This window comes from Nocardioides humi, from assembly GCF_006494775.1.
Classification (GTDB): domain Bacteria; phylum Actinomycetota; class Actinomycetes; order Propionibacteriales; family Nocardioidaceae; genus Nocardioides; species Nocardioides humi.
The window spans coordinates 1,098,678-1,124,815 of sequence record NZ_CP041146.1 but is presented as its reverse complement, the minus strand read 5'-3'; the positions used below and the strand labels follow the sequence as shown (position 1 = coordinate 1,124,815).

Sequence of the window (26,138 nt, the reverse complement as noted above, 5' to 3'; positions counted from 1 at the left end):
TGAGCCCGCCCGTGTCCGACAAGACCCCCATCAAGATGCTGCACGACCGCATCCTCTGCGAGGCCGACACCGACGCCGGCGAGCGCCGGTCCTCCGGCGGCATCGTCATCCCCGCCACCGCCGCCATGGGCGCCCGCCGGCTGGCCTGGTCGCGCGTGGTCGCCGTCGGCCCGCACTGCCGCACCGTGGTGACCGGCGACAAGGTGCTCTACGACCCCGAGGACAAGGCCGAGGTCGAGGTCTCCGGCGAGGTCTACGTCGTCATGCGCGAGCGCGACATCCACGCGGTCGCGGCCGACCGGCTCGGCGACGAGGCAGCCGGCCTCTACCTCTGACATTTCGCCGAGCGTGTCGGATACCGAGCTCGCCGCACGGTCGTCGCTGGTCGATGGTCGCGGCCGTCCGGCGGCCAGCCGCGGCAGGGGCGAGCGTGGCGTAACACAGCTCACACCCACGGCGTTGGACACGTGTGCGCTCCCCACGTGTCCTGAGCCTGCTCGCCGCCGCCCTGGTCGTCCCCGCCCTCGCCGCCGCGGGACCTGCGGACGCCCGCCGGGCGCCTGAGGTCCGGGCCGCGGCCCACCCGGCGTACCACGCCACGATCGCGATCACCGAGCACGGCATCCCGCACATCACCGCCGACGACTGGGGCTCGCTCGGCTACGGCAGCGGGTACGCCACGGCCCGCTCGTCGATCTGCAATCTCGCCGACACCGTGCTCACCGCCCGCGGCCAGCGCTCCCGCTACCTCGGCGGCGACGGGCGCTACCTCGACGGCGTCTCCCTGGACGCGTCCAACCTGCAGGTCGACGCCTTCGTCACGGACCTGCGCAACCGCAAGGTCGTCGAGGGCCTGCTGGCCTCGCCGGCCGGCCCCAGCGCCCGGGCGCGGGCGATGGTCGAGGGCTACACCGCCGGCATCAACCGGTGGCTGCGCGACAACACGATCACCGACCCGGCATGCAAGGACGCGACCTGGCTGAAGCCCGACGCCACCGAGCTCGACCTCTGGTACGGCGTCTACCTGGCGAACCTGATCGCCTCCTCGGGCAACTTCGTCGAGGAGATCGTCGAGGCGGACCCGCCCACCCTGCAGGACCCCGGCCTGCCGGACCTCGGCCTGAAGCTGCCGCTGCCGACCACCGAGGCCGAGGTGCCGGCGTACGCCGCCCAGCTCGACGACGACCGGCGGGAGGCGCTGCGGCGCTCCCTCGGCCAGGAGAGCGAGTTCGGGTCCAACGCCACCGCGATCGGCGGCGACGCCAGCTCGACCGGCCGCGGCCTGCTGCTCGGCAACCCCCACTTCCCGTGGGTGGGGCGCTACAAGTTCACCCAGCAGCACCTCACCATCCCCGGCCGGTACGACGTCGCCGGCGCCTCGCTGATCGGGTCGCCGGTCGTCAACATCGGCTGGAACAAGGACGTCGCGTGGAGCCACACCGTCTCCACCGCCTACCGGTTCACGCCCTACGAGTACCTCACCCTCGGCCCCGGCCCGCTCTACCTCAGCGCCAACGGCGTGCTCCGCAAGGCCGAGCGGCGCTGGGTCGACGTGGCCGTCAAGCAGGCCGACGGGTCCGTCAAGACCGTCCGCGAGGACCTCTGGCGCACGCCGCAGGGCTACGTCATCGACAGCCCGTCGCAGTTCATGGGCTGGTCGCCGATCAGCTTCTGGGCGATCCGCGACGCCAACGCCGAGCACCTGCGCACCATCGACACCTTCCTCGGCATGGGCGAGGCCACCAGCAGCCGCGACCTGCTGCGCCGCCAGGACGCCGGCGGCGGGATGCCGTGGGTCAACACCACCGCCGCCGACCGCGACGGCGAGGTCCTGTACGCCGACCACAGCGTGGTCCCGCACGTCACCGACGCGATGGCGACCCGGTGCCTGACGCCGGTCGGCCTGCTGCTCGAGACGGTCGCCGGCCTGCCCGGCCTCAACGGCCTGCTCGCCGACGGCGCCTGCGCGTGGGGCTCGGACGCCGACGCGCAGCGGCCGGGGATCCTGGGGCCGGCGAAGCTGCCCGCCGTCGTACGCCGGGACTGGGTGATGAACGCCAACGACTCCTACTGGACGCCCAACGACAGGGTCCGGCTCGAGGGCTACGCGTCGATCATCGGCTGCGAGAAGTGCCCGCGGACGATGCGGACCCGGATGGTGCAGCAGTACGTCGTCGACCAGCTCGCGGGCGGCGGCAGGGAGACCCCGGAGTCCCTGCGCGGGCACGAGCACGAGAACCGGGTCCGCGCGGCCGAGGTGATGCGCGAGGACGGCAGGCTGGACCAGGTCTGCGCCCAGACGGGGGAGACCGAGGCGTGCGCGGTGCTGGCGGCCTGGGACGGTCACTCCGACGTCGACTCGGTCGGCACCCACCTCTTCGAGGCGTTCGTCGAGCGCGCTCCGACCGGCGCCAACCTGTGGACGGTGCCGTTCAACGCGGCCGACCCGCTCAACACCCCCCGGGGCCTGCGGACCGGGCCGGCGGTGGTCAAGGCGATGAAGGCGGCGATCGAGTCCGTGCGCGCAGCGGGCGTCCCGTTCGACGCGCCGTGGGGCTCGCTGCAGGTCGCGGGCGACCGCGGGGCGCCGGCGTACCCGCTCGGCGGCGGCGACGGCGACCTCGCCGGCAACGCCAACGCCCTGGCCTCGCGGAACCCGGCGGCCAACACCGGCGCCTACAAGGCGATCAGCTACGGCTCCTCGCACATCCAGGCGACCTCCTACCTCGCCGACGGCAGCGTGGACGCCCGGACGATCCTGACCTACGGCCAGGACGAGGACCCCGCCTCGCCGTGGTCGTCGGACCAGACGAGGCTGTTCTCGCAGGAGCGGTGGGTGCGCTTCGCCTGGACGCCGGCCCAGATCGCGCAGGACCTGGTGGAGAAGATCGACCTGTCCGGCTCCTGACGTGCTCATCTAGTCTCGGGGCCATGTCCGTCGAGGTGGAGAGGCGCGGGCCGGTCACCGTCGTGACGTTGTCCCGGCCGGAGGTGCGCAACGCGGTCGACGCCGAGCACGCCCGGCTGCTGACCGAGGCGTTCACGGCGTTCGACGCCGACGAGAGCGCCTCCGTCGCCGTGCTGCACGGCGCCGGCGGGGTGTTCTGCGCGGGCGCCGACCTCAGGGCCGTGGCCGAGGGCCGAGTGGACGTGGGCGCGCCCGGCGCCGGCCCGGACGCCGGCCCGGCCGGCATGGGACCGACGAGGATGCTGCTGTCGAAGCCGGTGATCGCCGCCGTCGAGGGGTACGCCGTCGCCGGCGGGCTCGAGCTCGCCCTCTGGTGCGACCTGCGGGTCGCCGATCCCGCCGCCGCGTTCGGGGTCTTCTGCCGGCGCTGGGGCGTCCCGCTGATCGACGGCGGCACCGTCCGGCTGCCGCGGCTGATCGGCCACTCCCATGCCCTCGACCTGATCCTCACCGGGCGCGAGGTCGGCGCCGACGAGGCGCTGCGGATGGGCCTGGCCAACCGGGTCTCCGCCCCGGGCGCGGCGCTCGACGAGGCCCTCGCCCTCGCCGCGCAGCTCGCGGGCTTCCCGCAGACCTGCCTGCGCGAGGACCGCCTGTCGTCGTACGAGCAGCACGGGCTCGGGCTCGAGGACGCGCTGGCGCTGGAGTGGGGACACGGCCTGCGCTCGCTCGACGCGGATACGCTCGCCGGAGCGACGCGCTTCGCCGGCGGAGCCGGCCGGCACGGCAGCTTCGAGGACTGACGGACAGCAGCGGACAGCAGGGGACAGGAGGACGACGGTGGCCAACGGCCCGGGACGGGACCAGCGCGGACCGATGGAGCGGCTGGTGCGCATCGCCGCCATGCTCCAGGCCCATCCGGAGGGCGGCGTGCCGGCCACCAAGCTGGACCGGGTGGCCGGGTTCCCGGAGTCGCAGGGGCACGACCAGCTCAAGCGGGAGATCCGCCACCTCGAGCGCCAGGGCTGGCGGATCGAGAACATCGCCGATCCCGGCGCGCCCGCCGTCTACCGGATGACGACCGTCGACAACCGGCTGCGGGTCCGCCTCTCCCTCGACCAGCAGGCCGCCCTGCGGCGAGCGGTGCTGCTCGCCGACCGCGGCGACCTGGCCCAGCGGCTCGGCCTCACCGACGGCGCCGCCACCACGCCCGACGCGATCGTCCCGGCGGCGGTGCCGGCCGCCGAGCCCGACTCCCTGCGCCTGGTGGTCGACGCCGTGCGCGAGCAGCGGGTCCTGCGGTTCGGCTACAAGGGCTCGCCGCGGACGGTGCATCCCGAGTCGGTCCGCAGCCAGAACAGCGTCTGGTACCTCCGCGGCGTCGAGGAGGCCGACCTCGCCGAGCCCGTCGTGAAGACGTTCGTCGTCTCCCGGATGCTCGACGTCGAGGCCGGCGAGCCGGGCACCGCCCAGCGGCTGCCCCAGGTGCGGCACGCCGGGCTGCACCCGATGTCCTGGGAGATCGACCCCCCGGTCGAGGTCACCCTGCGGGCGCCGGCCGACTTCGCCCCCGACGTACGCCGCTGGCTCGGCGAGCCCGTCGCCGTCGAGCCCGACGGCGACGACGTGCTCCTGCGCTACCGGGTCACCCATCGCGCCGCGCTCCATGCGCGGCTGGTCGAGCTCGACGACCGGGTCCGGATCGTCGGCCCGCCGCAGGCGCAGGCGGAGCTGGTCGCCTTCGTGGCGGCCGCCCGAGGCGAGGAGGCGCCGGCATGACCGCCGTCCCCCGGTACGTCTCCCGCATCGCCCGGCTGCCCGAGGTGTTCGCCCGCCTCGCCGCCAGTCCCGACGGGCTCGCGCTGCAGGCGCTGGCCGAGGAGTTCGGGACGACCGTGGCCGAGCTCCGCGAGGACCTGCTGGCCTTCTACACCGCCGACATCGGCGGCGAGTGGCTGCTCTCCCGGCCGGAGGTCCTGGAGTTCCTCGGGCCCGACGGCGACACCGAGGACCCGGGCACGGCCGACGTCGTCCGGCTCGTCTCGGAGAGCCCGATCGACCTGGGCGTGGAGTACGTCGACGCCGGCGAGCTCGGCCGCGTCCACGCCGCCGCCCGGGCGCTGCTCGAGATCGAGCCCGACAACGCCGAGCTCGCCGAGGCGCTCGACGTGCTCGCCGAGACCATGTTCGGCCCGGCGACGGCCGGGGCGGTCGGCGACGACGCCGGCGACGACGCCGGCGACGACGAGCGGGCCGCGGCCCGGAGCCGGCTGCTGCCCGAGCTGCGCCGGGCGCAGGGCGAGCGGCGCGGCCTCCGCATCGTCTACTCGCGGGCCTGGGAGCCGGGCGTCACCGAGCGCGAGATCGAGCCCTACCGCCTGGTGCAGACCCGCCGCGGCTGGGAGGTCGACGCGGGCCCGGTCGACGACCGGGGCCGGATCCGCACCTACCTGCTCTCCAACATCCGCTCGGTCGAGGTGCTCGACCGCACGTTCGCCGTCCCCGACGACCTCGCCGGGCTGCTCGCCCGCCAGCGTGCCACGACCCGGGTCCGGGTGCTGCTGCCCCAGGAGGCGCGCTGGGTGGCGGACTTCTACGCCGAGCAGGTCAGGTTCGTCGAGGACGACGAGCAGGACGTCGTGGTGGACCTGGAGCTGCTCCCGCCGGTCGAGGAGCGGGTCGGGCGGCTGCTCGTGACAGCGGGCCCGACCGCGACCGTGCTCGACCCGCCGGCGCTCGACAGCGCGGGCGTGGTGCTCGCCGAGGAGCTGCTCCTCCACCACACGTCCTGACCCGGCGTCGTCCTGTCGGTGGCGGGCGCTACATTTTCCCTGCAGCTCAGGACGCGGGCTGCCACCGGGGTCTGCCGACCCCGCCGGCAGCAGGAGCCCGCATGTCCGAGCAGGTCCATGTCCACGTCAGCACCGACGACCCGGCCGTCCCGGGGCTGGTCCTGAAGTGGGACCGTCTCCGCCTCAAGGCGTTGGTCACCTACGAGGCCGACGGCCACGTCCACACCCAGTGGTTCCCGGCCGAGCAGGTGCGGCCGGCCGAGGGCTGAGCACCGCCCGAACCGCCTGAGCCTCGAGGCTGAGCAGCGGGGCGCCGAGCCCGGGGCTCAGCCGTCCGTGGCCGGCGCGGCGGAGAACTCCCGGTTGGCCGTGTCCACGACCTCCTGGGCGATGGCGCGGAGCTTGACGTTGCCCGTGCTGCTGGCGCGGACCAGGAACTGGAACGCCCGGTCCTCGGGGATCCGGTAGCGCTCCATGATGAGGCCGACCGCCGTGCCGATCGCCTGGCGTGTGGTCACCGACTCGTTGAGCTGGTGCTCGTGGCGGGCCCGCCCGAGGGCGATCGAGGCGTGCGCGGCGAACAGCTCGGCGAGCTGGATCGCGTCCGGGTCGATCCCCGGCTCCCACGAGTAGAAGTTGAGCCCGCCGAGGGTGTTGTCCTCCTCGTAGAGCTGGAGCCCCATCTGGGCGTGCAGGCCGTGCTGGACCGCTTCCTCGACGTACTGCGGCCAGCGCTGTTCGGTCGCGATGTCCTCCATGATGGTCACGCCGCCGGTGCGGATCGCGTCGTAGCACGGGCCCTCGCCCAGCTTGTACTGCAGCTCGTCGATGTCCCACACCAGCTGCCCGGTCCCCGCCCGGGTCTCGATCCGGCGGTCGCCGTGGGTGATCGAGATCCCGACGTGCTCGAAGCCGGGCACGGTCTGCTGGGCCGCGCGGACGATGGCGTCGAGGGTGTCGTCGAGCGAGCGGTGGCTGTTGATCGCCTGGGCCGCCTCGGCGAGCGCCGCAGCGACCTCACTGTCGTGCAGGGACAAGGGGGTACCTCCTGGGGGTCGGCCCCGGCAGTACCCGAACCGGCGCGGCGCACCCGCGCCGGGCTCAGGAGGCCGGCCGCGCCAGGCAGGCGAACCAGCGCTGTCCCTGCACGAAGGCCGTCCCGCTCGGGGGCAGCACGAACACGTCGTACTCGCCCTTCGGGTGCTCCCCGCCGGTGCCGGCGTTGTAGGCCCGCAGGCTGTCGGAGGTGCAGGTGGCCCGGACCCGGTCGTCGGCGTCGACCGCGTCGGAGGTGACGTCGGTGGTCGTGTCGGCGAGCTGCTCGACGGCGAAGACGAACCAGGGGCCGTCGGGACAGGTGCCCTTGGTCGCGCTCAGGGTCTGGCCGATGCTCTGGACCCCGGCGTAGCACGCGCCGAGCTCCGGGGCGCCGGCCATGGTGTCGCCGTCGCCGGTGCCGTCGCCGGTGCCGTCACCGGTGTCGTCGCCGGTCTCCGCGGTCACCTCGACGGGCGTGGTGGTGTCGCCCGTCGCGACCCGGGCGGTGGGCTGGGGATCGCCCGAGGTGAGCAGCGCCCCGCCCAGCCCGCCGACGCCGAGCCCGACGACGGCTGCGGCGGCCGCCAGCGGCCAGCGCCGCCGGGCGGTCGGTGCCGGTTGCAGGGCCGGCCGCGGGGGTGGCCGGAGCTGGGTGAAGCTGGCCTCGGGGCCGCCCACGACCACGCCGCCGCCGGTCGTGGCGCGGATCGCGCGGAGGGCGTCGTGCAGCTCGCGCGCGGTGGGGTAGCGGTGCGCGGCGTCGTACGCCGTGGCGGTCCGGATCACCCGCATCAGCTGCTCGCTGCCCGGCACCCCCGGGTCGGGGAACTCCGCGCGCAGGTTGGCCAGCACCTGGTCGATCGGGACCGGGCTCCCGTCCGCGGTGCGGCGCGGCGAGCTGCCCGAGATCATCGCGTGCAGGGTCGCGCCCATCGAGAACACGTCGGACTGCGGCGTGGGCGCCGAGAAGGAGAACGCCTCCGGCGACGCGTACGCCGGCGTGAGGGCCTCCAGGCTCACCGACGGGTCCCGGCCCGGCTGGGGGAGGGCGGCCAGGCCGAAGTCGGACAGCCGCGGCGTGCCCCACGCGTCGATGAGGATGTTGCCGGGCTTGATGTCGCGGTGCAGGATCCCCGCCTCGTGCGCGGCGGCCAGCGCGCTGGTCACCGCCAGCCCGACCTCGACCGCCTCCTCGACCCGCATCGGGCCGTTGCGCGTCAGGTACGACGCCAGGCTGCCGTTGGCGCACAGCTCCATCACCAGGTACGGCCGGTTGTCGCTCGTCACGCCCACGTCGATCAGCGACACCACGTGCGGGTGGCCGCTGATCCGGCTCACCGCCGTCGCCTCCCGCACGAACCGGCGCCGGTTGGTGTCCTCGTCGAGCACCCGGTCGTCGATCTTCACCGCGACGTCGCGGTCCACCGCCAGCTGCCGGCCCCGCCAGACCCGGGCGAACCCGCCGCGCCCGATCTCCTCGACCAGCTCCACGCCGGGCAGCAGCAGGGCGCGCTGGGTCGGGTCCACGTCCGGCATCGTAATGAAGCCTCACGCCCGGATGGATGTCAGGTCAGTCCGCGACGGCCTGACGCCTGTGCCACCACCTGACCAGGTCGGCCGTGCGGTCGGTGCTGCCGCCGTCGACGCCCGCGCGCAGGTAGCGCTGCCAGGCGGCACGCCGGTTGGACACCTGGCCGAGGACGAGGAGCCCGCGCCTCCGCAGCTGCTTGACCAGGCGAGGTGTCACGAAGCGCGCGTCGAGCGAGACGCCGTCGGCGATCTTCGCGACCTGCCGGGCGCTCGGCCGGAAGCGGTGCGCGATCCAGACCGTGCGTACGTCGGGGAGCGCCTTCGCGGCCCGGTGCAGCAGCGCCGGGCTGAACGACAGCAGCCGGGCCCGGTCGGAGCGGCCGAGCACGTCGAGGGAGTCGCGCAGGTGCCGCCAGGTCTTGCGGCGCCAGCCGGGCGCCTGCTTGAGCTCGATGAGCAGGCCGACCTCGAGCCGGTGGGCTTCGGCGACGTAGGACTCCAGCGAGGGGACGTCGCTGCCGTCGCGGAGTCGGCAGGACCGTTGGATCCGCGCCAGGGTCCAGGTGTTCACCCGACCGCGGCAGTTGGTCGTCCGGTCGAGGCGGGGGTCGTGCATCACGACCAGGCGGCCGTCCGCCGTCGGCCGTACGTCGAGTTCCACCCGGTCCGCGCCGACGGCGACGGCGTGGCGGAGCGCGCGCAGGCCGTTCTCCGTGCGGTGGCGTCCGGTCGCACCCCGGTGGGCCACCACCTCGAAGGTGTGGACAGCGCCCCGCGAATGACCCGCTGGGTTCCGCGTCCCGTCGGCCCGGGCCGCGGTCGGGACGGACACGAGCGCGCCGAGAGCCAGCAGTGCGGCGACGAGCAGGGACGGGGCGCGCACGGGTTCCTTCGGCGGTTGGCTGGAGCGGACATGCAGGAGGGGCCCGGTCATCCGACCGGGCCCCTCCTGTGCGGTACGCCATCAGGGACTCGAACCCCGAACCCGCTGATTAAGAGTCAGCTGCTCTGCCAATTGAGCTAATGGCGCATGCGGTGAACGCGAGAGGAAACATTACCAGCGTAGGCCGATCCGGACGAAATCGGGAGGGCCGTGGTGGCCGTCACCGGGCCTCCAGGACCGCCTGTGCGGCGTTGTGGCCGCCGAGGCCGGAGACGGCGCCGCCGCGCCGGGCGCCCGAGCCGCACAGGAGCACCCCGGGGTGGCCGGTCTGGACGCCCCAGCGCTCGGCGGGGGACTCCAGCCGGGCCCGGGCGGGGGCCCAGGGCCAGTCGAGGTCGCCGTGGAAGATGTGCCCGCCGGGCATGGCCAGGTCCGCCTCGACGTCCTGCGGGATCCGGGCCTCGATGCACGGCGTGCCGTCGGGGGCGCGCAGCACGACCGAGTCGATCGGGTCCTCCAGGACGGCGTCGAGCGAGGCGATCGCGCGGCGTACCGCCTCCTCGCGCACGCCGTCGGGATCGGCCGCGAAGAGCCGTGCCGGGGTGTGGAGGCCGAAGTACGTCAGCGTGTGGGTGCCGGCCGGCACGTCCCCGAGGATCGAGGGGTCGGTGAGCGAGTGGCAGTAGACCTCGCCGGGCAGCGGGTCCGGCAGCTCACCGCGGTGCGCGGCCGCCCAGGCGACCTCGAGGTCCGCGGCGGTCTCGGCGAGGTGGAGGGTGCCGGCGAAGGCGACCTCCGGGTCGATGCCGGACCGCAGCCGGGGCAGCCGGGAGAGCAGGAGGTTGATCTTGAGCTGGGCGCCCTCCGGCTTCGTGGCCGGGTCCTCGTCCTCGCCGAGCAGGATCCGCAGCACCCAGGGCGCCACGTTCGCCAGCACGTACGACGCCTCGACCGTGTGCTCCCGGCCGCCGTCGTGCCAGTGCACCTCCACCGGGTCGCCCGCCGCGTCGCCGGTCGGCCGGATCGCGCTCACCCCGGCGCCGGTGACGATCTCGGCGCCGGCCTCGGTCGCCGCCCGGGCGAGGGCGTCGGTGACCGCGCCCATCCCGCCGACGGGGACCCGCCACTCCCCGGTCCCGTTGCCGATCAGGTGGTAGAGGAAGCAGCGGTTCTGGACCAGGGACCGGTCGTGGAGGGATGCGAAGGTCCCGATCAGCGCGTCGGTGCCGACCACGCCGCGCACCAGGTCGTCGCGGAACCGCCGGCCGATCGCCACGCCGATCGGCTGCTCGACGACGTCGCGCCAGATCTGCGGGTCGACCTGCGCACGGATCGCGGCGCCGGTGACCAGCGGCCGGGTCAGGGTCGGGGCCACGGCCCGGGCCAGCCCGGCCACGCCGTCGTAGAACGCCCGCCAGGCGTCGTACTCCTCGTCGCCGCCGGTCAGCTCCCGGAACGACGCCCGCGTGGCCTCGCCTTCCTCGCGCTCGACGAGCAGCCCGGTCGGGCGGCCGCCGCGCACCGTGGGGGAGTACGACGCCGTCGGCCGGCTCACCAGCCGCAGGTCGAGCCCCAGGTCGGCCACGACCTGGTCGGGCAGGAGCGAGACCAGGTAGGAGTACCGCGAGAGCCGGGTCGAGAAGCCGGGGAACGCCTGGGCCGACACCGCAGCGCCGCCGACCCGGTCGAGCCGCTCGAGCACGAGCACCGAGAGCCCGGCGCGCGCCAGGTAGGCCGCCGCGGTCAGGCCGTTGTGGCCGGCGCCGACGACCACGGCGTCGTACGTCCCCCTGGTCATGGCCTGAGCCTAGGGGCCCGGGAATGCTCCGCCACGCACTATGGTTGACACGGCAACCAGTCCCCTTCCCTGTCACCTGGAGTTGCGATGCCCGCGATCACCGTCGACGACCTGACCGTTCTGCCGCGCCTGAAGGCGCCGGGGCTCGGCGACCAGCCGCGTCCCGTGCGGCAGGTGACGTCCGCCCCGCAGGGCTACGAGGGGGAGGGCTTCCCGGTCCGCCGGGCGTTCGCCGGCATCGACCTGCGGGACCTCGACCCGTTCATCATGATGGACCAGATGGGCGAGGTGGAGTACGCGCCCGGTGAGCCCAAGGGCACGCCGTGGCACCCGCACCGCGGCTTCGAGACCGTCACGTACATCATCGACGGCGTCTTCGACCACCAGGACAGCCACGGCGGGGGCGGCACCATCACCAACGGCGACACCCAGTGGATGACCGCCGGCAGCGGGCTGCTCCACATCGAGGCCCCGCCCGAGTGGCTGGTCCAGGCCGGCGGGCTCTTCCACGGCGTCCAGCTCTGGGTGAACCTGCCGAGGACCGACAAGCTGAACGACCCGCGCTACCAGGACATCCGCTCCGGCGAGGTCGCGCTGCTCGCGAGCGAGGACGCCGGCACGCTGGTCCGGGTGATCGCCGGCGGCGTCGCCGGGTACGCCGGCCCCGGGTCGACGTACACGCCGATGACCCTGGTGCACGCCACCCTCGAGCCCGGCGCCCGCCTCGACCTGCCGTGGCAGGTCGAGCACAACGCGCTCGTCTACGTCCTCAACGGGTCCGGGAGCGTCGGTGCCACCGAGCCGAGTCCCGTACGCACCGGCCAGACCGCCGTCCTCGGCGCCGGCGACTACCTGACGATCGCCGCCGATGCTCGGCAGGAGAGCCGCTCCCCGAGGCTCGACGTCATCGTCGTCGGCGGGCAGCCGATCCGCGAGCCCATCGCCTGGGCCGGGCCGTTCGTGATGAACACCAAGGCCGAGGTGCTGGCGGCCTACGAGGACTTCCAGAAGGGGCGGTTCGGGCTCCCGATCGGCGGCTGAGGCTCAGAGGCGCTTCTCGAAGAACGCCTCGGCGTACGGGTTGTCGTTGTAGCGCTCGATCCGCTCGTAGCCGGCGCGCTCGTACATCGCGATCGCCTCGCGCAGGGTGCCGTTCGTGTCGAGCACGACCCGGCGGTGGCCCTGCGCGGCGGCGAGCGCCTCGAGGTGGCGCAGCATCCGCGCGCCCAGCCCGGCGCCGCGCCAGTCGCCGTGCACCCACATCCGCTTGATCTCGGCGGTCGCCGCCCCGGCCTCGGGGACCGGCCGGATCCCGCCGTAGGCCACCGGCTCGCCGTCCGAGCTCGCGACGACATACGTCGACCCGGGCTCCGGCGCGTCCGGCCCGCCGGGATCGAAGCCGTCCGGGAACCGCGCGTCGAGCTCCGCCACGTAGCGCCGGGTCGCCTCCCGCGCGACGGCTGCGTCCGCGGCCACCTCCGTCAGCCGGACCGTCGCCGCCCGCACCAGCAGGTCGGCGGTCCGCAGCGCCTCGGCCAGCCGTTCCTGCTGCCGCGCGGTCAGCGGCTCGACGAGGCGTCCGGCGAGCTCCTCGGAGCGGCGCTCGAGGTCGTCGTACGCCGTCCGGCCGGCGGGGGTGAGGCGGACCAGCCGCCGCCGGCGGTCGGTCTCGTCGGGCACGGTGGCGACCAGGCCGTCGGCCTCGAGCCGGCGCAGCATCCGGGAGACGTGCCCGGAGTCGAGGTCGAGCCGGTCGCGCAGCTCGCGCACCCCCGTCCCGCCGGCGGCGTCGGCGGTGCCGATCTCGAACAGCAGCCGGGAGACGGCCAGCGGCCGGCCGGTGCCGAGGAAGGACTCGTCGAGCACGCCGATGCGCTGGGTGTAGGTGCGGTTGAAGCGGCGCAGGGTCTCGGTCAGGTGCATTCTCTGACTATAGTCAGATAATAGGCGCCGGGGTCATCCGGCGACGGCGCGGGCGACGCCCCGCGAGGCGGCGGCGCCGGCGAGGACCAGTCCGGCGGCGACCACGACGCAGAGCAGGTACTGCACGATCACCCCCGGGTCGGTGGCGGCGCCGAGGCCGACCAGCGGGATCATCACCATCAGCACCGTGCCGCTGGCGACGCCGACGCTGACCAGCAGCGGGACGAGGGTCTCCCGCAGCCGGGCGGCATCGAGGGTGCGGGGATCGGTGCCGGCGAGGGCGAGGGCGCGGTACTCCCGCTGCTGCTCGATCACCCGACCGGCCTGCATCACCCCGGTCGACACCGCGGCGAGGACGCCGACGATCGCGAGGGTCAGGAACCCGCCGGTCTTCAGGTCGGCGACGAACGCCACCTCCTCGCGGGGCGCGCCGTCCGCGACGTCGACGAGGGAGAAGGTCGCGGTGAGCCCGGCGATGAAGGTCGCCAGCCCGACCCCGCCGACCGAGCGCCACGCCGCCTTGGGCGCGTCCGCGATCCGGCGGCCCGCCAGCAGCGTCGGGACCGAGCGGGCGAGCGTCGCGGTGAGCTGCCCGACCAGCCAGATCGTGAACGGGCCCACTACGTTCATCGTCGCGAAGGCCGCGAGCACGAAGCCGGTCACCAGCGCGATCGTCACGCCGAGCGAGCCGAACGAGACCTTCGAGACGACGACCAGCCCGACGACGGCGGCCGCGGTCGACAGCAGTCGCACGGCGCGCATCCCGGGCGGTGTGACCCGGTTGGCGACCCCGAGTGGCGTGATCGCCACTCGGCGCAGGCTCACCGCCGCCGACAGCACGGCGACCACGACCACCGCCGCCACGGCACCCAGCAGCGCGGGTACGCCGACCCACAGCTCCGACCAGTCGAAGGCCCGCCCCTGGAACCGGGTCAGGGCGACCAGCGGCACCAGCGCGGCGTACCCGACGACGCCCGCGGCCGCGCCGACGACGGCCTGGGCGGCGGCGTCGAGGAGGGTGATCCCGCCGACCTGCGCGCGCGTCGCGCCGCACAGCCGGAGCGCGGCCAGCCGGGCGTCGCGGCGCGCGGCGGCCAGGCGGGCCGCCGCCGCGCCGAGGGTCCCGAGCGGCACCAGGATGAGCAGCACCGCGATGCCGGCGAGGATCGGGTACTGCGCGGCGAACGAGACCTCGCCGCCCGCCTCCATCCCGTCGGCGATCCCGTCGGCGCCGCCGGCGCGGGCCCAGAACGCCCGGAACCCGCCGACGACCACCAGCAGGACCGCGGTCGTGGTGGCGAACGCGACGACCGCGAGGACCTCGGTCAGGCGCCGGCGCTCGCCCGCGCTCGCCGTACGCCGCCGCAGCAGGGTCCACAGCGCCACGGTGCCGCTCATCGCGCCGCCCCCAGGGCCGCCGTGATCCGTCCGTCGCGCATGGTGACCACCCGCGAGCAGTGGGTGGCGACGGCCTCGTCGTGCGTCACCACGACGAGCGCGGCGCCGGTGGCCCGGGTCGCCGAGGTCAGCACGCGGAGCACGTCGCCCCCGGTCGCCTGGTCGAGCGCGCCGGTCGGCTCGTCGGCGAAGACCACGCCCGGAGCGCCCACCAGCGCCCGCGCGATCGCCACCCGCTGCGCCTGGCCGCCGGACAGCTCGCCGGGACGGCGCCGCTCCATCCCCGCCAGCCCGAGGTGGGCCAGCCACGCCGCCGCCGCGCGCGTCGCCTCGGCGCGCGGCGTCCCGGCGAGCATCAGCGGGAGGGCGGCGTTCTCGACCGCCGGCAGCTCCGGCAGCAGCTGGCCGGACTGGAAGACGAAGCCGAAGTCGGTACGGCGCAGTGCCGTCCGGCGCCGGTCGCCCGCGCGGGCGAGGTCCTCGTCCCGCCACACCACCGACCCCGAGGTCGGCCGGATCACCCCGGCGAGGCAGTGCAGCAGCGTCGTCTTCCCCGACCCGGACGGCCCCATGATCGCGACCGTCTCGCCGGGTGCGATCGTCAGGCTCACCCCGGCGAGGGCGTGGGTCGCGCCCGGGCCCGTGCCATAGGTCTGGACCAGGTCGGTCGCGACGAGCGGGGACGGTGCGTGCGTGGTGGTCGGCATGCCGCCGACGCTACGAAGCCGGCGCCTTCCGCACGTCAGCCCGCGGTCTGGTCCTCCGGCGCCCGGGTCATACCGGGGGATGAAATGACCTCAGCTTGGATTCACCGATCTCCCGCTGCTGTCCGCCACCATCCGGGCGCGCTGGCGGCGTTAGCGACGCTCGATGGCGCAACCAGACCGTCGTCGCGCCGCTGCCTTGCCATCACACCCGCCTGGTGACGCTCGCGACGCGGCCCATCGGTGAATCCAAGCTCGGCCGGACTCCGAGGAGTCCGGCCGAGGCTGTCGGGGTGAGTAACGGGACTTGAACCCGCGACATCCGCGACCACAACGCGGCGCTCTACCAGCTGAGCTATACCCACCATGGCTCTCACGAGCCGGAGACGAGTGTAGAGGCTAGCCGCCCGGAACTAGGAATCGGTACCCGTCTCCGGTGCGCCGAGGCCGGTGAGCGCGCCGCCGTGCCGGGCCGCGGCCTCCTTGGCGACCTCGGAGTCCGGGCCGGGGAGGGGCACGAAGACGGTGTCGCGGTAGTAGCGCAGCTCCTCGATGCTCTCCTGGATGTCGGCCAGCGCGCGGTGGTTGCCACGCTTGGTCGGGGCGTTGAAGTAGGCGCGTGGGAACCAGCGCTTCGACAGCTCCTTGATCGAGGAGACGTCGACGATCCGGTAGTGCAGGAAGGCGTCGAGGACGGGCATGTCGCGCGCCACGAAGCCGCGGTCGGTCGCGACCGAGTTGCCGGCGAGCGGCGGGCGGCTGTCGGCGGGGCAGTGCTCGCGCAGGTAGGCCATCACCTGCTCCTCGGCCTCCTGCAGCGTCACGCCGTTCTCGAGCTCGGCGAGCAGGCCGGACGACTCGTGCATGGTGCGGACGAACTCGATCATCTGGTCCAGCGCCTCGGCGGGCGGCTTGATGATGACGTCGACGCCGTCGCCGAGGACGTTGAGGTCGAAGTCCGTCACCAGCGCCGCGACCTCGATGAGGGCGTCGGCCCCGAGGTCGAGCCCGGTCATCTCGCAGTCGATCCAGACCAGTCGTTCGTTCACGAGGGTGCACCCTACGCCGTACGGCGGCACGGCGCGGGGTTCTCAGCCGGCGCTCAGCGGGGCCGGTTAGCCTCACCGGCATGAGAGGGACGCTGGCCTGGGCGGGTCTGGCCGCCCGGCTGGTGACCGGCGGTGTGTGGATCGTCGCCGGTGCCCTGAAGATCACCGAGCCGGACGCCAGCATCGCCGCCGTCCGCGCCTACCAGCTGCTGCCCTCCTCGGTCGCCGAGGCGGTCGGGCTGGCGCTGCCCGCGGTCGAGCTGGCCGTCGGGTTGGCGCTGGTGCTGGGTGTCCTCACCCGGGGCGCGGCCGTCGTGTCGGCGCTGCTGTTCGCGGCCTTCATCATCGGCATCGCCTCGGTCTGGGCGCGCGGGATCGAGATCGACTGCGGCTGCTTCGGGGGTGGCGGGACGAAGCCGGGCGCCGCGTCGGCGTACCCCTGGGAGATCGCCCGCGACGCCGCGCTGCTCGCCGCGTCCCTCCTGGTCGCGTCGGTACGACGGACCCGGCTCGCGCTGGATTCCCTACTGTTCGAACGGGCGCCCGACGACCGGGCCGCCGATACCGACGTCGCCGACGTCACCGAAGGAGCCGTGAACTGATGTCCTCGAACTCGAAGGCCGCTGCCCGGGCGCAGAAGGCCGCCGAGATGCGCGCCGCCCAGAAGCAGCGGGAGGCGCGCCGCCGGATCCTCACCATCGCCGCCGTGATCGCGGTGATGGTGCTCATCGTGGGCGGCTCGATCGGCATCAGCCTCCTCAACAAGAAGGAGGTCAAGGCCGTCGGCGCCGGCTCCAGCGACTACGGCGTGACCATCGGCAGCGCGGACGCGCCGCACACCGTCATCATCTACGAGGACTTCCTGTGCCCCTACTGCGGCCAGCTCGAGTCCGCGACCCGCGAGGACCTCGAGGAGCTCGCCGCCGACGGCAAGGTGTTCGTGGAGTACCGCCCCTTCGACCTGCTCAGCCAGGCGTTCGGCGACTACCCGATCCGCGCGGCCAACGCGTTCGCGCTCGTGCTGGAGAAGTCGGGGCCCGAGGCCGCCAAGAGGCTCCACGACCTGCTGTACGAGAACCAGCCGTCCGAGGAGGACCCGGACGCGGTCAGCAACGACGACCTGGTCGACCTCGCCGTCGAGGCGGGCGCGAGCGAGGGCGACGTCCGGGACGGCATCGAGGGCCTCTCCCACCAGGACTGGGTGACCCAGGCGACCGCCGAGGCCGACAAGGCCGGCATCACCGGCACCCCGACCATCCTGCTCGACGGCAAGGTCTACCAGGACGGCCGCTCGATCCAGGACGTGGCGAAGAACCTGATCGCGGAGCTGGAGTGAGGGACTTCGTCGCGGGCCTGCCCAAGGCCGAGCTCCACGTCCACCACGTCGGCTCCGCGTCGCCGCGGATCGTCTCCGAGCTGGCCGAGCGCCACCCCGGCACGGTCCCGTCGGACCCGGCGCTGCTGCGCGACTTCTTCGCGTTCCGCGACTTCGCGCACTTCATCGAGGTCTACCTCGCGGTCGTCGACCTGGTCCGCACGCCCGAGGACGTCCGCTACCTCACCTACGAGATCGCCCGCGAGCTCCACGAGGGCCAGTCCGTGCGGTACGCCGAGCTCACCTGCACGCCGTACACCTCCGTGCTGCCCCACGACCCCGACCGGGGGATGCCGATCGAGGCCTACACCGAGGCGATCGAGGACGCCCGGATCGCCGCCGAGCGCGACTTCGGGACGGTGCTGCGCTTCATCTACGACATCCCCGGCGAGTCGGGGATCCCGGCGGCCGACGCGACGCTGCGGTTCGCCCTCGACCACCCGCCCGAGGGGCTGGTCGGCTTCGGGCTGGGCGGTCCGGAGATCGGGGTGCCGCGCGAGTGGTTCGTCCCGCACTTCTCCGCGGCTCGCGCGGCCGGCCTGCGCTCGGTCCCGCACGCCGGCGAGACGACCGGGCCCGAGACGATCTGGACGTCCCTGCGCGAGCTCGGCGCGGAGCGGATCGGACACGGTACGTCGGCCGCCACCGACCCGGCCCTCCTGGCGCACCTGGCCGAGCACCGGATCCCGCTCGAGGTCTGCCCGTCCTCCAATGTCGCGACCCGTGCGGTCGCCTCGCTCGCCGAGCACCCGCTGCCGCTCTTCGTCGAGGCGGGCGTCGTGGTGACGATCAACTCCGACGACCCGCCGATGTTCGGGACCACCCTCAACCGGGAGTACGAGATCGCGGCCGACCTGCTCGGGCTCGACGAGGGCGGCGTGGCCGATCTCGCCCGGGCGGGCGTGGACGCCTCCTTCGCCCCGACGACGTGAAGGCCCGGCTCCGCGCCGAGATCGCGGCGTACACCTCGGCAGAGGGGGAGACCTCCCGATGACCCGCACCCCGTTGGAGCTCTTCGACATCGACTCCCTCCTGTCCGAGGAGGAGATCGCGATGCGCGACACCGTCCGGTCCTTCGTCGACGCGCGGCTGCGGCCGGGGCTGGCCGACTGGTACGAGGAGGCCTCGATCCCGGCCCGCGAGCTGACCCGCGAGCTCGGCGGCCTCGGCGTGCTGGGGATGCACCTCGAGGGGTACGGCTGCGCGGGGACCAGCGCGACGGCGTACGGCCTGGCCTGTCTGGAGCTGGAGGCCGCCGACTCCGGGCTGCGCTCGCTGGTGTCGGTGCAGGGCTCGCTGGCGATGTATGCGATCCACCGGTGGGGAGCGAGGAGCACAAGGACGCCTGGCTGCCGCGGATGGCCGCGGGCGAGGCGATCGGCTGCTTCGGCCTCACCGAGCCCGACTTCGGCTCCAACCCCGCCGGCATGCGCACCCGCGCGGTCCGCGACGGCGACGCATGGGTGCTCACCGGCACCAAGATGTGGATCACCAACGGCTCGGTCGCCGACGTCGCCGTGGTGTGGGCCCAGACCGACGACGGGATCCGGGGCTTCGTGGTCCCGACCGACAGCGCCGGGTTCGCGGCGCCGGAGATCAAGCGGAAGATGTCGCTGCGGGCCTCGGTCACCAGCGAGCTGGTCCTCGACGGCGTGCGGCTGCCCGCGTCGGCGGCCTTCCCCGAGGTCCGCGGCCTGCGCGGCCCGCTGTCGTGCCTGAGCGAGGCGCGGTTCGGGATCGTGTTCGGCGCGCTCGGCGCGGCCCGCGACTGCCTGGAGACCGCGATCGCCTACGCGCGGGAGCGGGAGATCTTCGACCAGCCGCTGGCGGCGTACCAGCTCACCCAGGCCAAGCTCGCCGACATGTCCCTGGAGCTCGGCAAGGGCATGCTGCTGGCGCTGCATCTCGGCCGGCTCAAGGACGCCGGCCGGCTGGAGCCCGACCAGGTCAGCCTCGGCAAGCTCAACAACGTCCGGGAGGCGATCGCGATCGCCCGGGAGTGCCGGACCATCCTCGGCGCGGCCGGGATCACGCTGGAGTACCCGATCATGAGGCACGCCAACAACCTCGAGTCGGTGCTGACCTACGAGGGCACCTCCGAGGTGCACCAGCTCGTCATCGGCCGGGCGCTCACCGGCGAGTCGGCGTTCCGGTAGAGCATTCAGCCCCACGGGGCTCATACCTCCCGCGGGGCTGCTTCCCTTTGTACGGCGTGCGCGGGCTCAGCCGCGGGAGGCGCGCCGCAGCCGGCGGGCGGCGGCGTACGACTGCTCCCGCAGCCGCTCGACCCAGGCATACTGCTGCAGCCCCGGCAGCGGGTTGACCACCGGGTCGAAGGACACCTCGGTCTCCTCCGGCAGCGGCATCTCCAAGGTGAGCTCGCCGAGCGGGTGCCACTCGCGGCCCACCGTCGCCCAGCACAGCTCGTAGCCGCGGACGTCGACCGGGCGGGCGCCGATGACCAGCGGGCCGATCGGGCTGCGGTAGGGGAGCAGGGTGGTCAGTGGCCAGTGCGTGTTCCAGGCGGGCATGAGCAGGTGCCGGGTCAGCGGGTCCCAGCCGGTGCTGGCGAGCAGCAGGTCGCCGTACCGGGTCTGGCCCTTGCGCAGGCGCAGGGCGAGGCCCTGGACGTCGGGGAGCGGGCCGGGCAGCCCGATCGCGCGGGAGATCCGGACGGTGACCTCGTCCTCGCCGTTCTGGTCGATCCACGGCACCCCGATCGGGGAGTCCGATCCGGGCCGGATCAGCCGCCCGGCGTACATCTCGCCGTCGGGGTGGAGCGGCTTGTCGGAGGGCCGGAGCGCGGCGACGCCACTGGTGATCGTCGACAGGGCGCGTCCGGCGAGGTCGGCTGCGGTGGTGATCACGGGGTTGGGCATGACCCCGCGGTACCCGGGTCAGGCGCTGTGCAGCCGGGCCGGCGGCAGGGCGCGGGCCCGCCAGCGGCCGCCGTCGCGGTCGACCTCGATCGGGTGCTCGAAGGTGCGCGTGATCGCCTCGGTCGTCACGGCCTCCGCGACCGGCCCGGCGACCACGACCCGGCCGTGGGCGAGCAGCAGCGCGTGGGTCGTGGTCGTGGGCAGCTCCTCGAGATGATGGGTGACCAGGACCGAGGCCACCTCGGGCGCGGTGTGGGCCAGGCGGTCCAGCACCGTCAGCAGCTGCTCGCGCGCGGCGACGTCGAGGCCCGTGGTCGGCTCGTCGAGGAGCAGCAGCTCCGGCTGCGCGGTGAGGGCGCGGGCGATGAGCGCCCGGCCGCGCTCGCCCTGGGAGAGGCTAGGCCAGCGCGCGTCCCGACGGGCGCCGAGGCCGACCTCGTCGATCAGCGCGTCGGCGCGCTCGACCTCCTCGGCGGAGGGCGTCCAGCGCATCGGGAGCTCGATGGTGCCGGTGATCCCGGTCAGCACGACCTCGTGGACGCTCAGCCCGGACTGGAGCGGGTGGCGGGGGTTGACGTGTCCGATGTGGCGGCGCAGCTCCTGCAGCTCGACCCGCCCGAGGCGCCGCCCGAGGACGTCGACCGTGCCGGAGGTGGGGTGCACCTGCGCGCTGCAGAACCCGAGCATCGTGCTCTTCCCGGCGCCGTTGGGGCCGAGCAGCGCCCAGTGCTCGCCGGCCCGGACGGTCAGGTCCACGCCGTGGAGGATCTCGTTGCCGCCGCGGCGGAAGACGACGTCGCGCAGGTCGAGGACGGTGGGGCTCATGTCAGGCTCTCCTTGAGCGAGGTGAGGTGGGTGCGGCTCAGTCGCGCCGCGGTCCCGGGGTCGTGGTCCGCGATCGCCCTGGCCAGCAGGTCGTGGGCCTCGTGGTCGGTCGCGTGGTCGAAGGCCGGGTGCAGGCGCAGCATCTCGACCATCGCGGCCCGGCTGCGCGGCACGAATCCGTCGAACAGCTCGACGAGGACGGGGTTGTGGGCCGCCACCACGACGGCCCGGTGGAAGGCCATGTCGGCGTCGACGTGGGCCTCGACGTCGGTACGACGCTCCGCCCGGTCCGCGAGCGCGCGGCGGATCGCCCGCAGCTCCGTCGGGGTGCGCCGCTCCGCGGCCAGCGCGGCGGCCTCGGCCTCGATCGCCGTCCGGGCCTCGATCACCGTGACGATGTCCGCCCGGCGCAGCACCAGGTCCCAGTCCTCGCGCACGTCGAGCGCGGTCACGAACACGCCCGCTCCCTGGCGGGAGCTGAGCACCCCGCGCCCGGCCAGCTGCCGGATCGCCTCGCGCACCGTGGACCGTCCGACGCCGAGCTGCGGCGCCAGCGTGGTCTCCCCGGGCAGTCGCTGGCCCAGCCGCCACTCGCCCGCGCGGACCCGGTCGAGCAGCAGCTCGGCCGCCTGATCGGCGAGCGGCGCGCGTCGTACCTGGGCGGGCATGGGGGCCTCTCTTGTCTACTTGTCTGAGGAGTGAGTCTACGACATCGCGTCGCCGAGGAGCACGCGCCGGAATGGGCCGGGCCGGGCCGTCGCGCCGGTCCTCCTGGTCGCCGCGCTCGCCGTCGCCCTCGCCCAGACCATCGTGGTGGCGGTGCTCGCCGGGTTCGCCCGTGAGCTCGGCACCGACGCGGTCGGGGCGTCGTCGCCGGCACCACCCACGCCGGCACCAGCCCGCCGACCGAGGCCCGCTACACCTCGGCCCTCGTCGTCTCGGCCCTGGTCGCGCTGACCGCCGCCGCCGCGATGACGGCGGTGTCCCCGCGACGTTGGCGCCCCCGGCAGGACTCGAACCTGCAACTGCCAACTTAGAAGGATGGTGCTCTATCCATTGAGCTACGGGGGCCGGGGCCTGAGGGTATCGCTTGCTCGCGGTGCGGATCTGATGCGGCCTGTGGAGAACTGTGCGTGATGTCGGACCCGATCGCCACCATGGTCGGGACAGGGACAACCGGCTCAGGAGGCGGCATGGCGCATCACACCAAGGACAAGGGCGACCTCGGCGTCGCGAAGGCTTTCGCCGATCTGGTCGGGAAGGGCTACCAGGTGCTCGTGCCGATGACCGAGCATGCGCCCTTCGATCTGGTCGCCTACAAGGGCGGGTCCTTTCTCCGCGTCCAAGTGAAGTTCCGTGCAGCACGGAGCAGCGGCTCGCTCCTCGTTGAGTTCAAGTCCAACTGGACGGATCGCCACTGAACGCACAAGCGGGAGATCGACAAGTCGGAGGTCGACCTGTTCTGTGTGTACTGCCCGGACACCGACGAGTGCTACTACCTGCGTCCGCAGGATCACTCCGCCACCGTGACCCTTCGGATCGCGCCGAGTCGCAACAACCAGCGCGCTCGGGTCTGGCTCGCCGCCGACCTTCGCGAGATCCCCGATCCGCGTGGTCTCAGCCCCCGCGATCGCCGCCGCCACCGCGTGGTGCACCTCGGGGTGGAACACCGAGGGCATGATGAAGCTGGCGTTCAGCTCGTCGTCGCGGACGACGAGGGCGATCGCCTCGGCGGCGCGGAGCATCATCTCCATCGTCACCTCGGTGGCGCGGGCGTCGAGCAGGCCGCGGAACACGCCGGGGAACGCGAGCACGTTGTTGATCTGGTTGGGGAAGTCGGAGCGGCCGGAGGCGACGACCGCGGCGAACCGGGCGGCCGCGGCGGGGTCGACCTCGGGGTCGGGGTTGGCGAGGGCGAAGACGACCGGTTCGGGGGCCATGGTCCGGATCCACTCGGGCCGGAGGATGCCGGGCGCGCTGACGCCGATGAAGACGTCAGCGCCCTCGAGCACCTGCTCCAGGCCGCCGGTGCGTCGCTCGCTGTTGGTGAGCCCGGCCAGCTCCTCGTGGGCGGCCGACAGCCCCCCGGCGCCGGCGACGAGCGCGCCGTTGCGGTCGACGACCACGACGTCCCGGACGCCGGCGGCGAGCAGCAGCTTCACGATCGCGGTGCCGGCGGCGCCGCCGCCGGAGACGACGACGCGGGCCGTGCCGAGCTGCTTCTTCACCACGCGCAGGGCGTTGGTGAGGGCGGCGAGCACCACGATCGCCGTACCGTGCTGGTCGTCGTGGAAGACCGGGATGTCGAGCCGCTCGCGCAGCCGGGCCTCGATCTCGAAGCAGCGCGGGGCGGCGATGTCCTCGAGGTTGATGCCGCCGAACCCGGGCGCGATCAGCTCGACCGCGCGGACGATCTCGTCGGTGTCCTGGGTGTCGAGGCAGATCGGCCAGGCGTCGATCTCGCCGAACCGCTTGAACAGCGCGGCCTTGCCCTCCATGACCGGCAGCGCGGCGCCGGGGCCGATGTTGCCGAGCCCGAGCACGGCCGAGCCGTCGGTGACGACCGCGACGGCGTTGCCCTTGATCGTCAGTCGGCGGACGTCGTCGGGGTTCTCCGCGATCGCCATCGAGACCCGCCCGACGCCGGGGGTGTAGGCGAGCGACAGGTCGTCGCGGGTCTTGAGCGGGACCTTGGAGGCGACCTCGATCTTGCCGCCGAGATGGATGAGGAAGGTCCGGTCGGAGACCTTGTGGACCTCGACGCCCTCGACCGCGGCGACCGACTCCTGGAGCTCGGCGGCGTGCTCGGCGTCGGCCGCCGAGCAGGTGACGTCGACGGTCAGCCGGTGCGCGCTGGAGTCCGCGACGTCGATCGCGGTCACCATCCCGCCGGCTCCGGCGATCGCGGTCGCGACCTCGCCCACGACTCCGTGGTCGACGGTCGTGTGGAGGCGCATCGTGATCGAGTACGACGAGGCAGTGGCAGTCTTCGTGGGCACGGGCCCAGTGTCGTCCCGCCCCGGGGTTACTCGGAAGTCGGCGCCGCTACCTCCGCTCGTGCGTGTGCGCGACGTACACGTCGCACGACGCGTGCGCGGCGACGTCGCGCGCGATGCTGCCGAGCACCCGGCCGGCGATGCCCTGGACCCGCTTGTTGCCGACCACGATCAGCTCGGCGTCCAGCGCCTCGGCCGTCGCGACCAGGGCCTCGCCGGGCTTGCCCTCCGCTGCGCCGCTGGTGATCTCGATGTCCGGGTACGCCGCGCGCAGCGTCGCGGTGACCTTCGCGGCGACGTCCTCGGCGTCCTTCTCGGAGCTGAGGATCAGCGTGTCGCTGCCGATCTGCACGGTCTCCGACTCGTACTTCCCGAATGCGGACACCACGTGCAGGCGGGCGCCCAGCGCCCCGGCCAGCACGGCCGCCCGCTCGGCGGCCGCCGTCGCGGTCGCGCTGCCGTCCACCCCGGTCACGATCGTCCTGCTGTCGGCCATCGCTGTCTCCTGTCGTTCTGCCTGTCGTCCTGTGGCGTCCAGGAGAGCAACGTAGCGTGACCGGTGTCACATCACCCGCGCAGGGCGGCCATCCACTCCTCGATCGCCTCGGGCGTGCGGGGGAGCGCGGCGGACAGGTTCTCGATCCCGTCGGCGGTGACGCGCACGTCGTCCTCGATCCGGATGCCGATGCCGCGCAGCTCCTCGGGGACCAGCAGGTCGTCGGCCTGGAAGTACAGGCCGGGCTCGACGGTCAGCACCATGCCCTCGACGAGGTCGGCCTCGCGGTAGGACTCGGGGGCGGCGTGGCCGCAGTCGTGGACGTCCATGCCGAGCATGTGGCTCACCCCGTGGAGGGTCCAGCGGGCGTAGACGCGCGAGTCGGGGGAGAGCGCCTCGTCGACGCTCACCGGCAGCAGCCCGAGGTCGTCGAGCCCGTGGGCGAGGACGTCCATCGCGGCGTCGTGGCCGGCGAGGAACCTGGCACCGGGCCGCAGCGCGGCCATCGCGGCGTCCTGGGCGTGCAGCACCAGCGTGTAGAGGTCGCGCTGGAGCGGCGAGAAGGTCCCGGACACCGGCAGCGTGCGGGTGATGTCGGCGGTGTAGAGGTTGGCGTTCTCGACGCCCATGTCGAGCAGGATCAGCTCGCCGGGGACGACGGCGCCGGAGTTCTCGATCCAGTGCAGGGTCGTCGCGTGCGGGCCGCCGGCCACGATCGAGTCGTACCCGAGGTCGTTGCCCATGGTCCGGGCGCGGCGGAAGAAGGTGCCCTCGAGCCAGCGCTCGCCGTGCTCGATCACCCGGTCCCACTCGCGCACGCAGTCCTCGAAGCCCAGCGTGGTCGCGTCGACGGCGGCCTGCAGCTCGGCGACCTCCCACGCGTCCTTGACCAGGCGCATCTCCGAGGCGACCCGGGCCAGCTCGCCGTCGCGGGCCTCGTCGCCGGGCACCAGGCCGTCGACCCGCGCCGACACGCCGCGGTGCACCCGGGTCTTCGCGCTCCGGGCCAGGTCGGCCTCGAGCTCGTCGACGTGCTTGACGCTCAGGCCGAGGGCAGCCTCCAGCTCGCCGGCCGAGGGGCGCTTGCCGGCCCACAGGGCGCCGTACTGCCGGTCGCGGAAGAACTCGTCGGTGTCGCGTCCCGAGCGCGGCCGGGCGTAGAGGACCGCGGAGCCGTCCGGCTCGACCACGAGCACGGCGTCGGAGGTCTGGTTGCCGGAGAAGTAGGTGTGGGCGGTGTCGGCGCGGAACCGGTAGTCGGTGTCGTAGGCGCGCACCTTGTAGCCGCCGCCGGGCAGGACCAGGCGCTCGCCGGGGAATGCCTCGGCGAGGCGGGTACGACGGGCGGCGGCCAGGTCCGCGACCGGGTGCCGGGCCACGTCGGTCTCGCGCTCGTCCCAGCCGGTGCGCATGAACGCGGCGTAGGCCTCGGGCACGGCGGGGTCGTGCTGCTCGGTCTTGGGCGCCTGCTGGGGGGTGTCCGCACTCACCCCTCTTACTGTACGCGGCGATCAGAGTGGCAGAAGCCGCTCCCGATAGGGTTC

At 73.7% G+C, this 26,138-nt stretch carries 23 protein-coding genes, 3 tRNA genes and 3 pseudogenes; 12 read left to right on the top strand and 17 right to left on the bottom strand.

Annotated elements, in window-relative coordinates; translation table 11 throughout:
- The first annotated feature begins 11 nt into the window (after nucleotides 1-11).
- The 6 genes from FIV44_RS05475 (at nucleotide 12) to FIV44_RS30275 (ending at nucleotide 5,969) form a co-directional block, all read left to right on the top strand.
- Nucleotides 12-335, top strand: coding sequence for a GroES family chaperonin (locus tag FIV44_RS05475; RefSeq protein ID WP_246086825.1), 324 nt, complete (start codon nucleotides 12-14; stop codon nucleotides 333-335).
- Between the two features lie 134 nt (nucleotides 336-469).
- The gene (locus tag FIV44_RS05470) at nucleotides 470-2,908 is read left to right on the top strand and encodes a penicillin acylase family protein (RefSeq protein ID WP_246086824.1); all 2,439 of its coding nucleotides are present in this window, start codon (nucleotides 470-472) and stop codon (nucleotides 2,906-2,908) included.
- Nucleotides 2,909-2,931: 23 nt separating this feature from the next.
- The gene (locus FIV44_RS05465) at nucleotides 2,932-3,711 is read left to right on the top strand and encodes a crotonase/enoyl-CoA hydratase family protein (protein ID WP_141003570.1); all 780 of its coding nucleotides are present in this window, start codon (nucleotides 2,932-2,934) and stop codon (nucleotides 3,709-3,711) included.
- A gap of 37 nt (nucleotides 3,712-3,748) precedes the next feature.
- Nucleotides 3,749-4,687, top strand: coding sequence for a helix-turn-helix transcriptional regulator (locus FIV44_RS05460; RefSeq protein WP_141003569.1), 939 nt, complete (start codon nucleotides 3,749-3,751; stop codon nucleotides 4,685-4,687).
- Nucleotides 4,684-5,700 (top strand): helix-turn-helix transcriptional regulator, encoded by a 1,017-nt coding sequence (locus FIV44_RS05455; RefSeq protein WP_141003568.1) that lies wholly within the window; start codon nucleotides 4,684-4,686, stop codon nucleotides 5,698-5,700. The genes FIV44_RS05460 and FIV44_RS05455 overlap by 4 nt, the downstream gene beginning before the upstream one ends.
- Nucleotides 5,701-5,801: 101 nt before the next feature.
- Nucleotides 5,802-5,969, top strand: coding sequence for a hypothetical protein (locus FIV44_RS30275; RefSeq protein WP_181411011.1), 168 nt, complete (start codon nucleotides 5,802-5,804; stop codon nucleotides 5,967-5,969).
- Nucleotides 5,970-6,026: 57 nt separating this feature from the next.
- On the opposite strand, the gene FIV44_RS05450 is transcribed toward FIV44_RS30275, so the two are convergent.
- The 5 genes from FIV44_RS05450 to FIV44_RS05430 all read right to left on the bottom strand — a co-directional run bounded on the left by FIV44_RS05450 (nucleotide 6,027) and on the right by FIV44_RS05430 (nucleotide 10,949).
- Nucleotides 6,027-6,737 (bottom strand): GAF and ANTAR domain-containing protein, encoded by a 711-nt coding sequence (locus FIV44_RS05450; protein WP_141003567.1) that lies wholly within the window; start codon nucleotides 6,735-6,737, stop codon nucleotides 6,027-6,029.
- 64 nt (nucleotides 6,738-6,801) lie between these two features.
- Nucleotides 6,802-8,265: a serine/threonine-protein kinase gene (locus FIV44_RS05445; RefSeq protein ID WP_181411010.1), complete on the bottom strand. Its 1,464-nt coding sequence runs from the start codon at nucleotides 8,263-8,265 to the stop codon at nucleotides 6,802-6,804.
- A 43-nt stretch (nucleotides 8,266-8,308) separates the two neighbouring features.
- Nucleotides 8,309-9,151, bottom strand: coding sequence for a glycerophosphodiester phosphodiesterase (locus FIV44_RS05440; protein ID WP_181411009.1), 843 nt, complete (start codon nucleotides 9,149-9,151; stop codon nucleotides 8,309-8,311).
- Between the two features lie 74 nt (nucleotides 9,152-9,225).
- A tRNA-Lys gene (locus FIV44_RS05435) sits at nucleotides 9,226-9,298 on the bottom strand.
- A 73-nt stretch (nucleotides 9,299-9,371) separates the two neighbouring features.
- A complete protein-coding gene (locus tag FIV44_RS05430; RefSeq protein ID WP_141003564.1) occupies nucleotides 9,372-10,949 on the bottom strand; it encodes a phytoene desaturase family protein in 1,578 nt (525 codons plus the stop codon).
- An 87-nt stretch (nucleotides 10,950-11,036) separates the two neighbouring features.
- On the opposite strand from FIV44_RS05430, the gene FIV44_RS05425 reads away from it, so the two are divergent.
- Nucleotides 11,037-11,990, top strand: a complete 954-nt coding sequence (locus FIV44_RS05425; protein WP_141003563.1) for a pirin family protein — start codon at nucleotides 11,037-11,039, stop codon at nucleotides 11,988-11,990.
- Nucleotides 11,991-11,993: 3 nt separating this feature from the next.
- On the opposite strand, the gene FIV44_RS05420 is transcribed toward FIV44_RS05425, so the two are convergent.
- The 5 genes from FIV44_RS05420 to orn all read right to left on the bottom strand — a co-directional run bounded on the left by FIV44_RS05420 (nucleotide 11,994) and on the right by orn (nucleotide 16,023).
- Entirely contained in the window at nucleotides 11,994-12,872 is an 879-nt protein-coding gene (locus FIV44_RS05420) for a bifunctional helix-turn-helix transcriptional regulator/GNAT family N-acetyltransferase (protein WP_141003562.1), read from the bottom strand.
- 33 nt (nucleotides 12,873-12,905) lie between these two features.
- A complete protein-coding gene (locus tag FIV44_RS05415) occupies nucleotides 12,906-14,270 on the bottom strand; it encodes an FtsX-like permease family protein (RefSeq protein ID WP_141003561.1) in 1,365 nt (454 codons plus the stop codon).
- On the bottom strand, nucleotides 14,267-14,977 hold the full coding sequence (locus FIV44_RS05410; RefSeq protein WP_141003560.1) for an ABC transporter ATP-binding protein: 711 nt from the start codon (nucleotides 14,975-14,977) through the stop codon (nucleotides 14,267-14,269). The genes FIV44_RS05415 and FIV44_RS05410 overlap by 4 nt, the downstream gene beginning before the upstream one ends.
- A 289-nt stretch (nucleotides 14,978-15,266) precedes the next feature.
- Nucleotides 15,267-15,339: transfer RNA gene (locus tag FIV44_RS05405), tRNA-His, on the bottom strand.
- Between the two features lie 48 nt (nucleotides 15,340-15,387).
- Nucleotides 15,388-16,023, bottom strand: coding sequence for an oligoribonuclease (orn, locus tag FIV44_RS05400; protein WP_141003559.1), 636 nt, complete (start codon nucleotides 16,021-16,023; stop codon nucleotides 15,388-15,390).
- 80 nt (nucleotides 16,024-16,103) lie between these two features.
- On the opposite strand from orn, the gene FIV44_RS05395 reads away from it, so the two are divergent.
- From FIV44_RS05395 to FIV44_RS05380, 4 genes and pseudogenes are all read left to right on the top strand, one after another.
- Complete coding sequence (locus FIV44_RS05395; protein ID WP_141003558.1) at nucleotides 16,104-16,625, top strand: MauE/DoxX family redox-associated membrane protein; 522 nt, start codon at nucleotides 16,104-16,106, stop codon at nucleotides 16,623-16,625.
- Complete coding sequence (locus FIV44_RS05390; RefSeq protein WP_141003557.1) at nucleotides 16,625-17,359, top strand: DsbA family protein; 735 nt, start codon at nucleotides 16,625-16,627, stop codon at nucleotides 17,357-17,359. The genes FIV44_RS05395 and FIV44_RS05390 overlap by 1 nt, the downstream gene beginning before the upstream one ends.
- A complete protein-coding gene (locus FIV44_RS05385) occupies nucleotides 17,356-18,330 on the top strand; it encodes an adenosine deaminase (RefSeq protein WP_246086823.1) in 975 nt (324 codons plus the stop codon). Before FIV44_RS05390 ends, FIV44_RS05385 begins: the two co-directional genes overlap by 4 nt.
- 58 nt (nucleotides 18,331-18,388) lie before the next feature.
- Nucleotides 18,389-19,554, top strand: a pseudogene (locus FIV44_RS05380) (acyl-CoA dehydrogenase family protein).
- Between the two features lie 66 nt (nucleotides 19,555-19,620).
- Here the strand turns inward: FIV44_RS05380 and FIV44_RS05375 are convergent.
- From FIV44_RS05375 to FIV44_RS05360, 4 genes are all read right to left on the bottom strand, one after another.
- Nucleotides 19,621-20,277, bottom strand: a complete 657-nt coding sequence (locus FIV44_RS05375) for a hypothetical protein (protein ID WP_141003556.1) — start codon at nucleotides 20,275-20,277, stop codon at nucleotides 19,621-19,623.
- A gap of 18 nt (nucleotides 20,278-20,295) precedes the next feature.
- Nucleotides 20,296-21,102, bottom strand: a complete 807-nt coding sequence (locus FIV44_RS05370; RefSeq protein ID WP_141003555.1) for an ABC transporter ATP-binding protein — start codon at nucleotides 21,100-21,102, stop codon at nucleotides 20,296-20,298.
- The gene (locus tag FIV44_RS05365) at nucleotides 21,099-21,770 is read right to left on the bottom strand and encodes a FadR/GntR family transcriptional regulator (RefSeq protein ID WP_141003554.1); all 672 of its coding nucleotides are present in this window, start codon (nucleotides 21,768-21,770) and stop codon (nucleotides 21,099-21,101) included. Before FIV44_RS05365 ends, FIV44_RS05370 begins: the two co-directional genes overlap by 4 nt.
- A 327-nt stretch (nucleotides 21,771-22,097) precedes the next feature.
- Nucleotides 22,098-22,173, bottom strand: a tRNA-Arg gene (locus tag FIV44_RS05360).
- A gap of 65 nt (nucleotides 22,174-22,238) precedes the next feature.
- Here FIV44_RS05360 and FIV44_RS33900 point away from each other — a divergent pair.
- Nucleotides 22,239-22,631: pseudogene (locus tag FIV44_RS33900) on the top strand (group I intron-associated PD-(D/E)XK endonuclease); the annotation flags it as partial.
- A gap of 90 nt (nucleotides 22,632-22,721) precedes the next feature.
- Here the strand turns inward: FIV44_RS33900 and FIV44_RS05350 are convergent.
- The 3 genes and pseudogenes from FIV44_RS05350 to FIV44_RS05340 form a co-directional block, all read right to left on the bottom strand.
- A pseudogene (locus tag FIV44_RS05350) lies at nucleotides 22,722-24,059 on the bottom strand (NAD-dependent malic enzyme); the annotation flags it as partial.
- Nucleotides 24,060-24,147: 88 nt separating this feature from the next.
- A complete protein-coding gene (locus tag FIV44_RS05345; protein WP_141003553.1) occupies nucleotides 24,148-24,594 on the bottom strand; it encodes a universal stress protein in 447 nt (148 codons plus the stop codon).
- A 71-nt stretch (nucleotides 24,595-24,665) separates the two neighbouring features.
- Entirely contained in the window at nucleotides 24,666-26,084 is a 1,419-nt protein-coding gene (locus tag FIV44_RS05340) for an aminopeptidase P family protein (RefSeq protein WP_246086822.1), read from the bottom strand.
- Between the last annotated feature and the right edge of the window lie 54 nt (nucleotides 26,085-26,138).

Coding starts and splice junctions, on each gene's coding strand:
- FIV44_RS05465 (WP_141003570.1), top strand. CDS start 2,932: ATGTCCGTCGAGGTGGAGAGGCGCGGGCCGGTCACCGTCGTGACGTTG.
- FIV44_RS05455 (WP_141003568.1), top strand. CDS start 4,684: ATGACCGCCGTCCCCCGGTACGTCTCCCGCATCGCCCGGCTGCCCGAG.
- FIV44_RS30275 (WP_181411011.1), top strand. CDS start 5,802: ATGTCCGAGCAGGTCCATGTCCACGTCAGCACCGACGACCCGGCCGTC.
- FIV44_RS05430 (WP_141003564.1), bottom strand. CDS start 10,949: ATGACCAGGGGGACGTACGACGCCGTGGTCGTCGGCGCCGGCCACAAC.
- FIV44_RS05425 (WP_141003563.1), top strand. CDS start 11,037: ATGCCCGCGATCACCGTCGACGACCTGACCGTTCTGCCGCGCCTGAAG.
- FIV44_RS05420 (WP_141003562.1), bottom strand. CDS start 12,872: ATGCACCTGACCGAGACCCTGCGCCGCTTCAACCGCACCTACACCCAG.
- FIV44_RS05415 (WP_141003561.1), bottom strand. CDS start 14,270: ATGAGCGGCACCGTGGCGCTGTGGACCCTGCTGCGGCGGCGTACGGCG.
- FIV44_RS05410 (WP_141003560.1), bottom strand. CDS start 14,977: ATGCCGACCACCACGCACGCACCGTCCCCGCTCGTCGCGACCGACCTG.
- FIV44_RS05395 (WP_141003558.1), top strand. CDS start 16,104: ATGAGAGGGACGCTGGCCTGGGCGGGTCTGGCCGCCCGGCTGGTGACC.
- FIV44_RS05390 (WP_141003557.1), top strand. CDS start 16,625: ATGTCCTCGAACTCGAAGGCCGCTGCCCGGGCGCAGAAGGCCGCCGAG.
- FIV44_RS05375 (WP_141003556.1), bottom strand. CDS start 20,277: ATGCCCAACCCCGTGATCACCACCGCAGCCGACCTCGCCGGACGCGCC.
- FIV44_RS05370 (WP_141003555.1), bottom strand. CDS start 21,102: ATGAGCCCCACCGTCCTCGACCTGCGCGACGTCGTCTTCCGCCGCGGC.
- FIV44_RS05365 (WP_141003554.1), bottom strand. CDS start 21,770: ATGCCCGCCCAGGTACGACGCGCGCCGCTCGCCGATCAGGCGGCCGAG.
- FIV44_RS05345 (WP_141003553.1), bottom strand. CDS start 24,594: ATGGCCGACAGCAGGACGATCGTGACCGGGGTGGACGGCAGCGCGACC.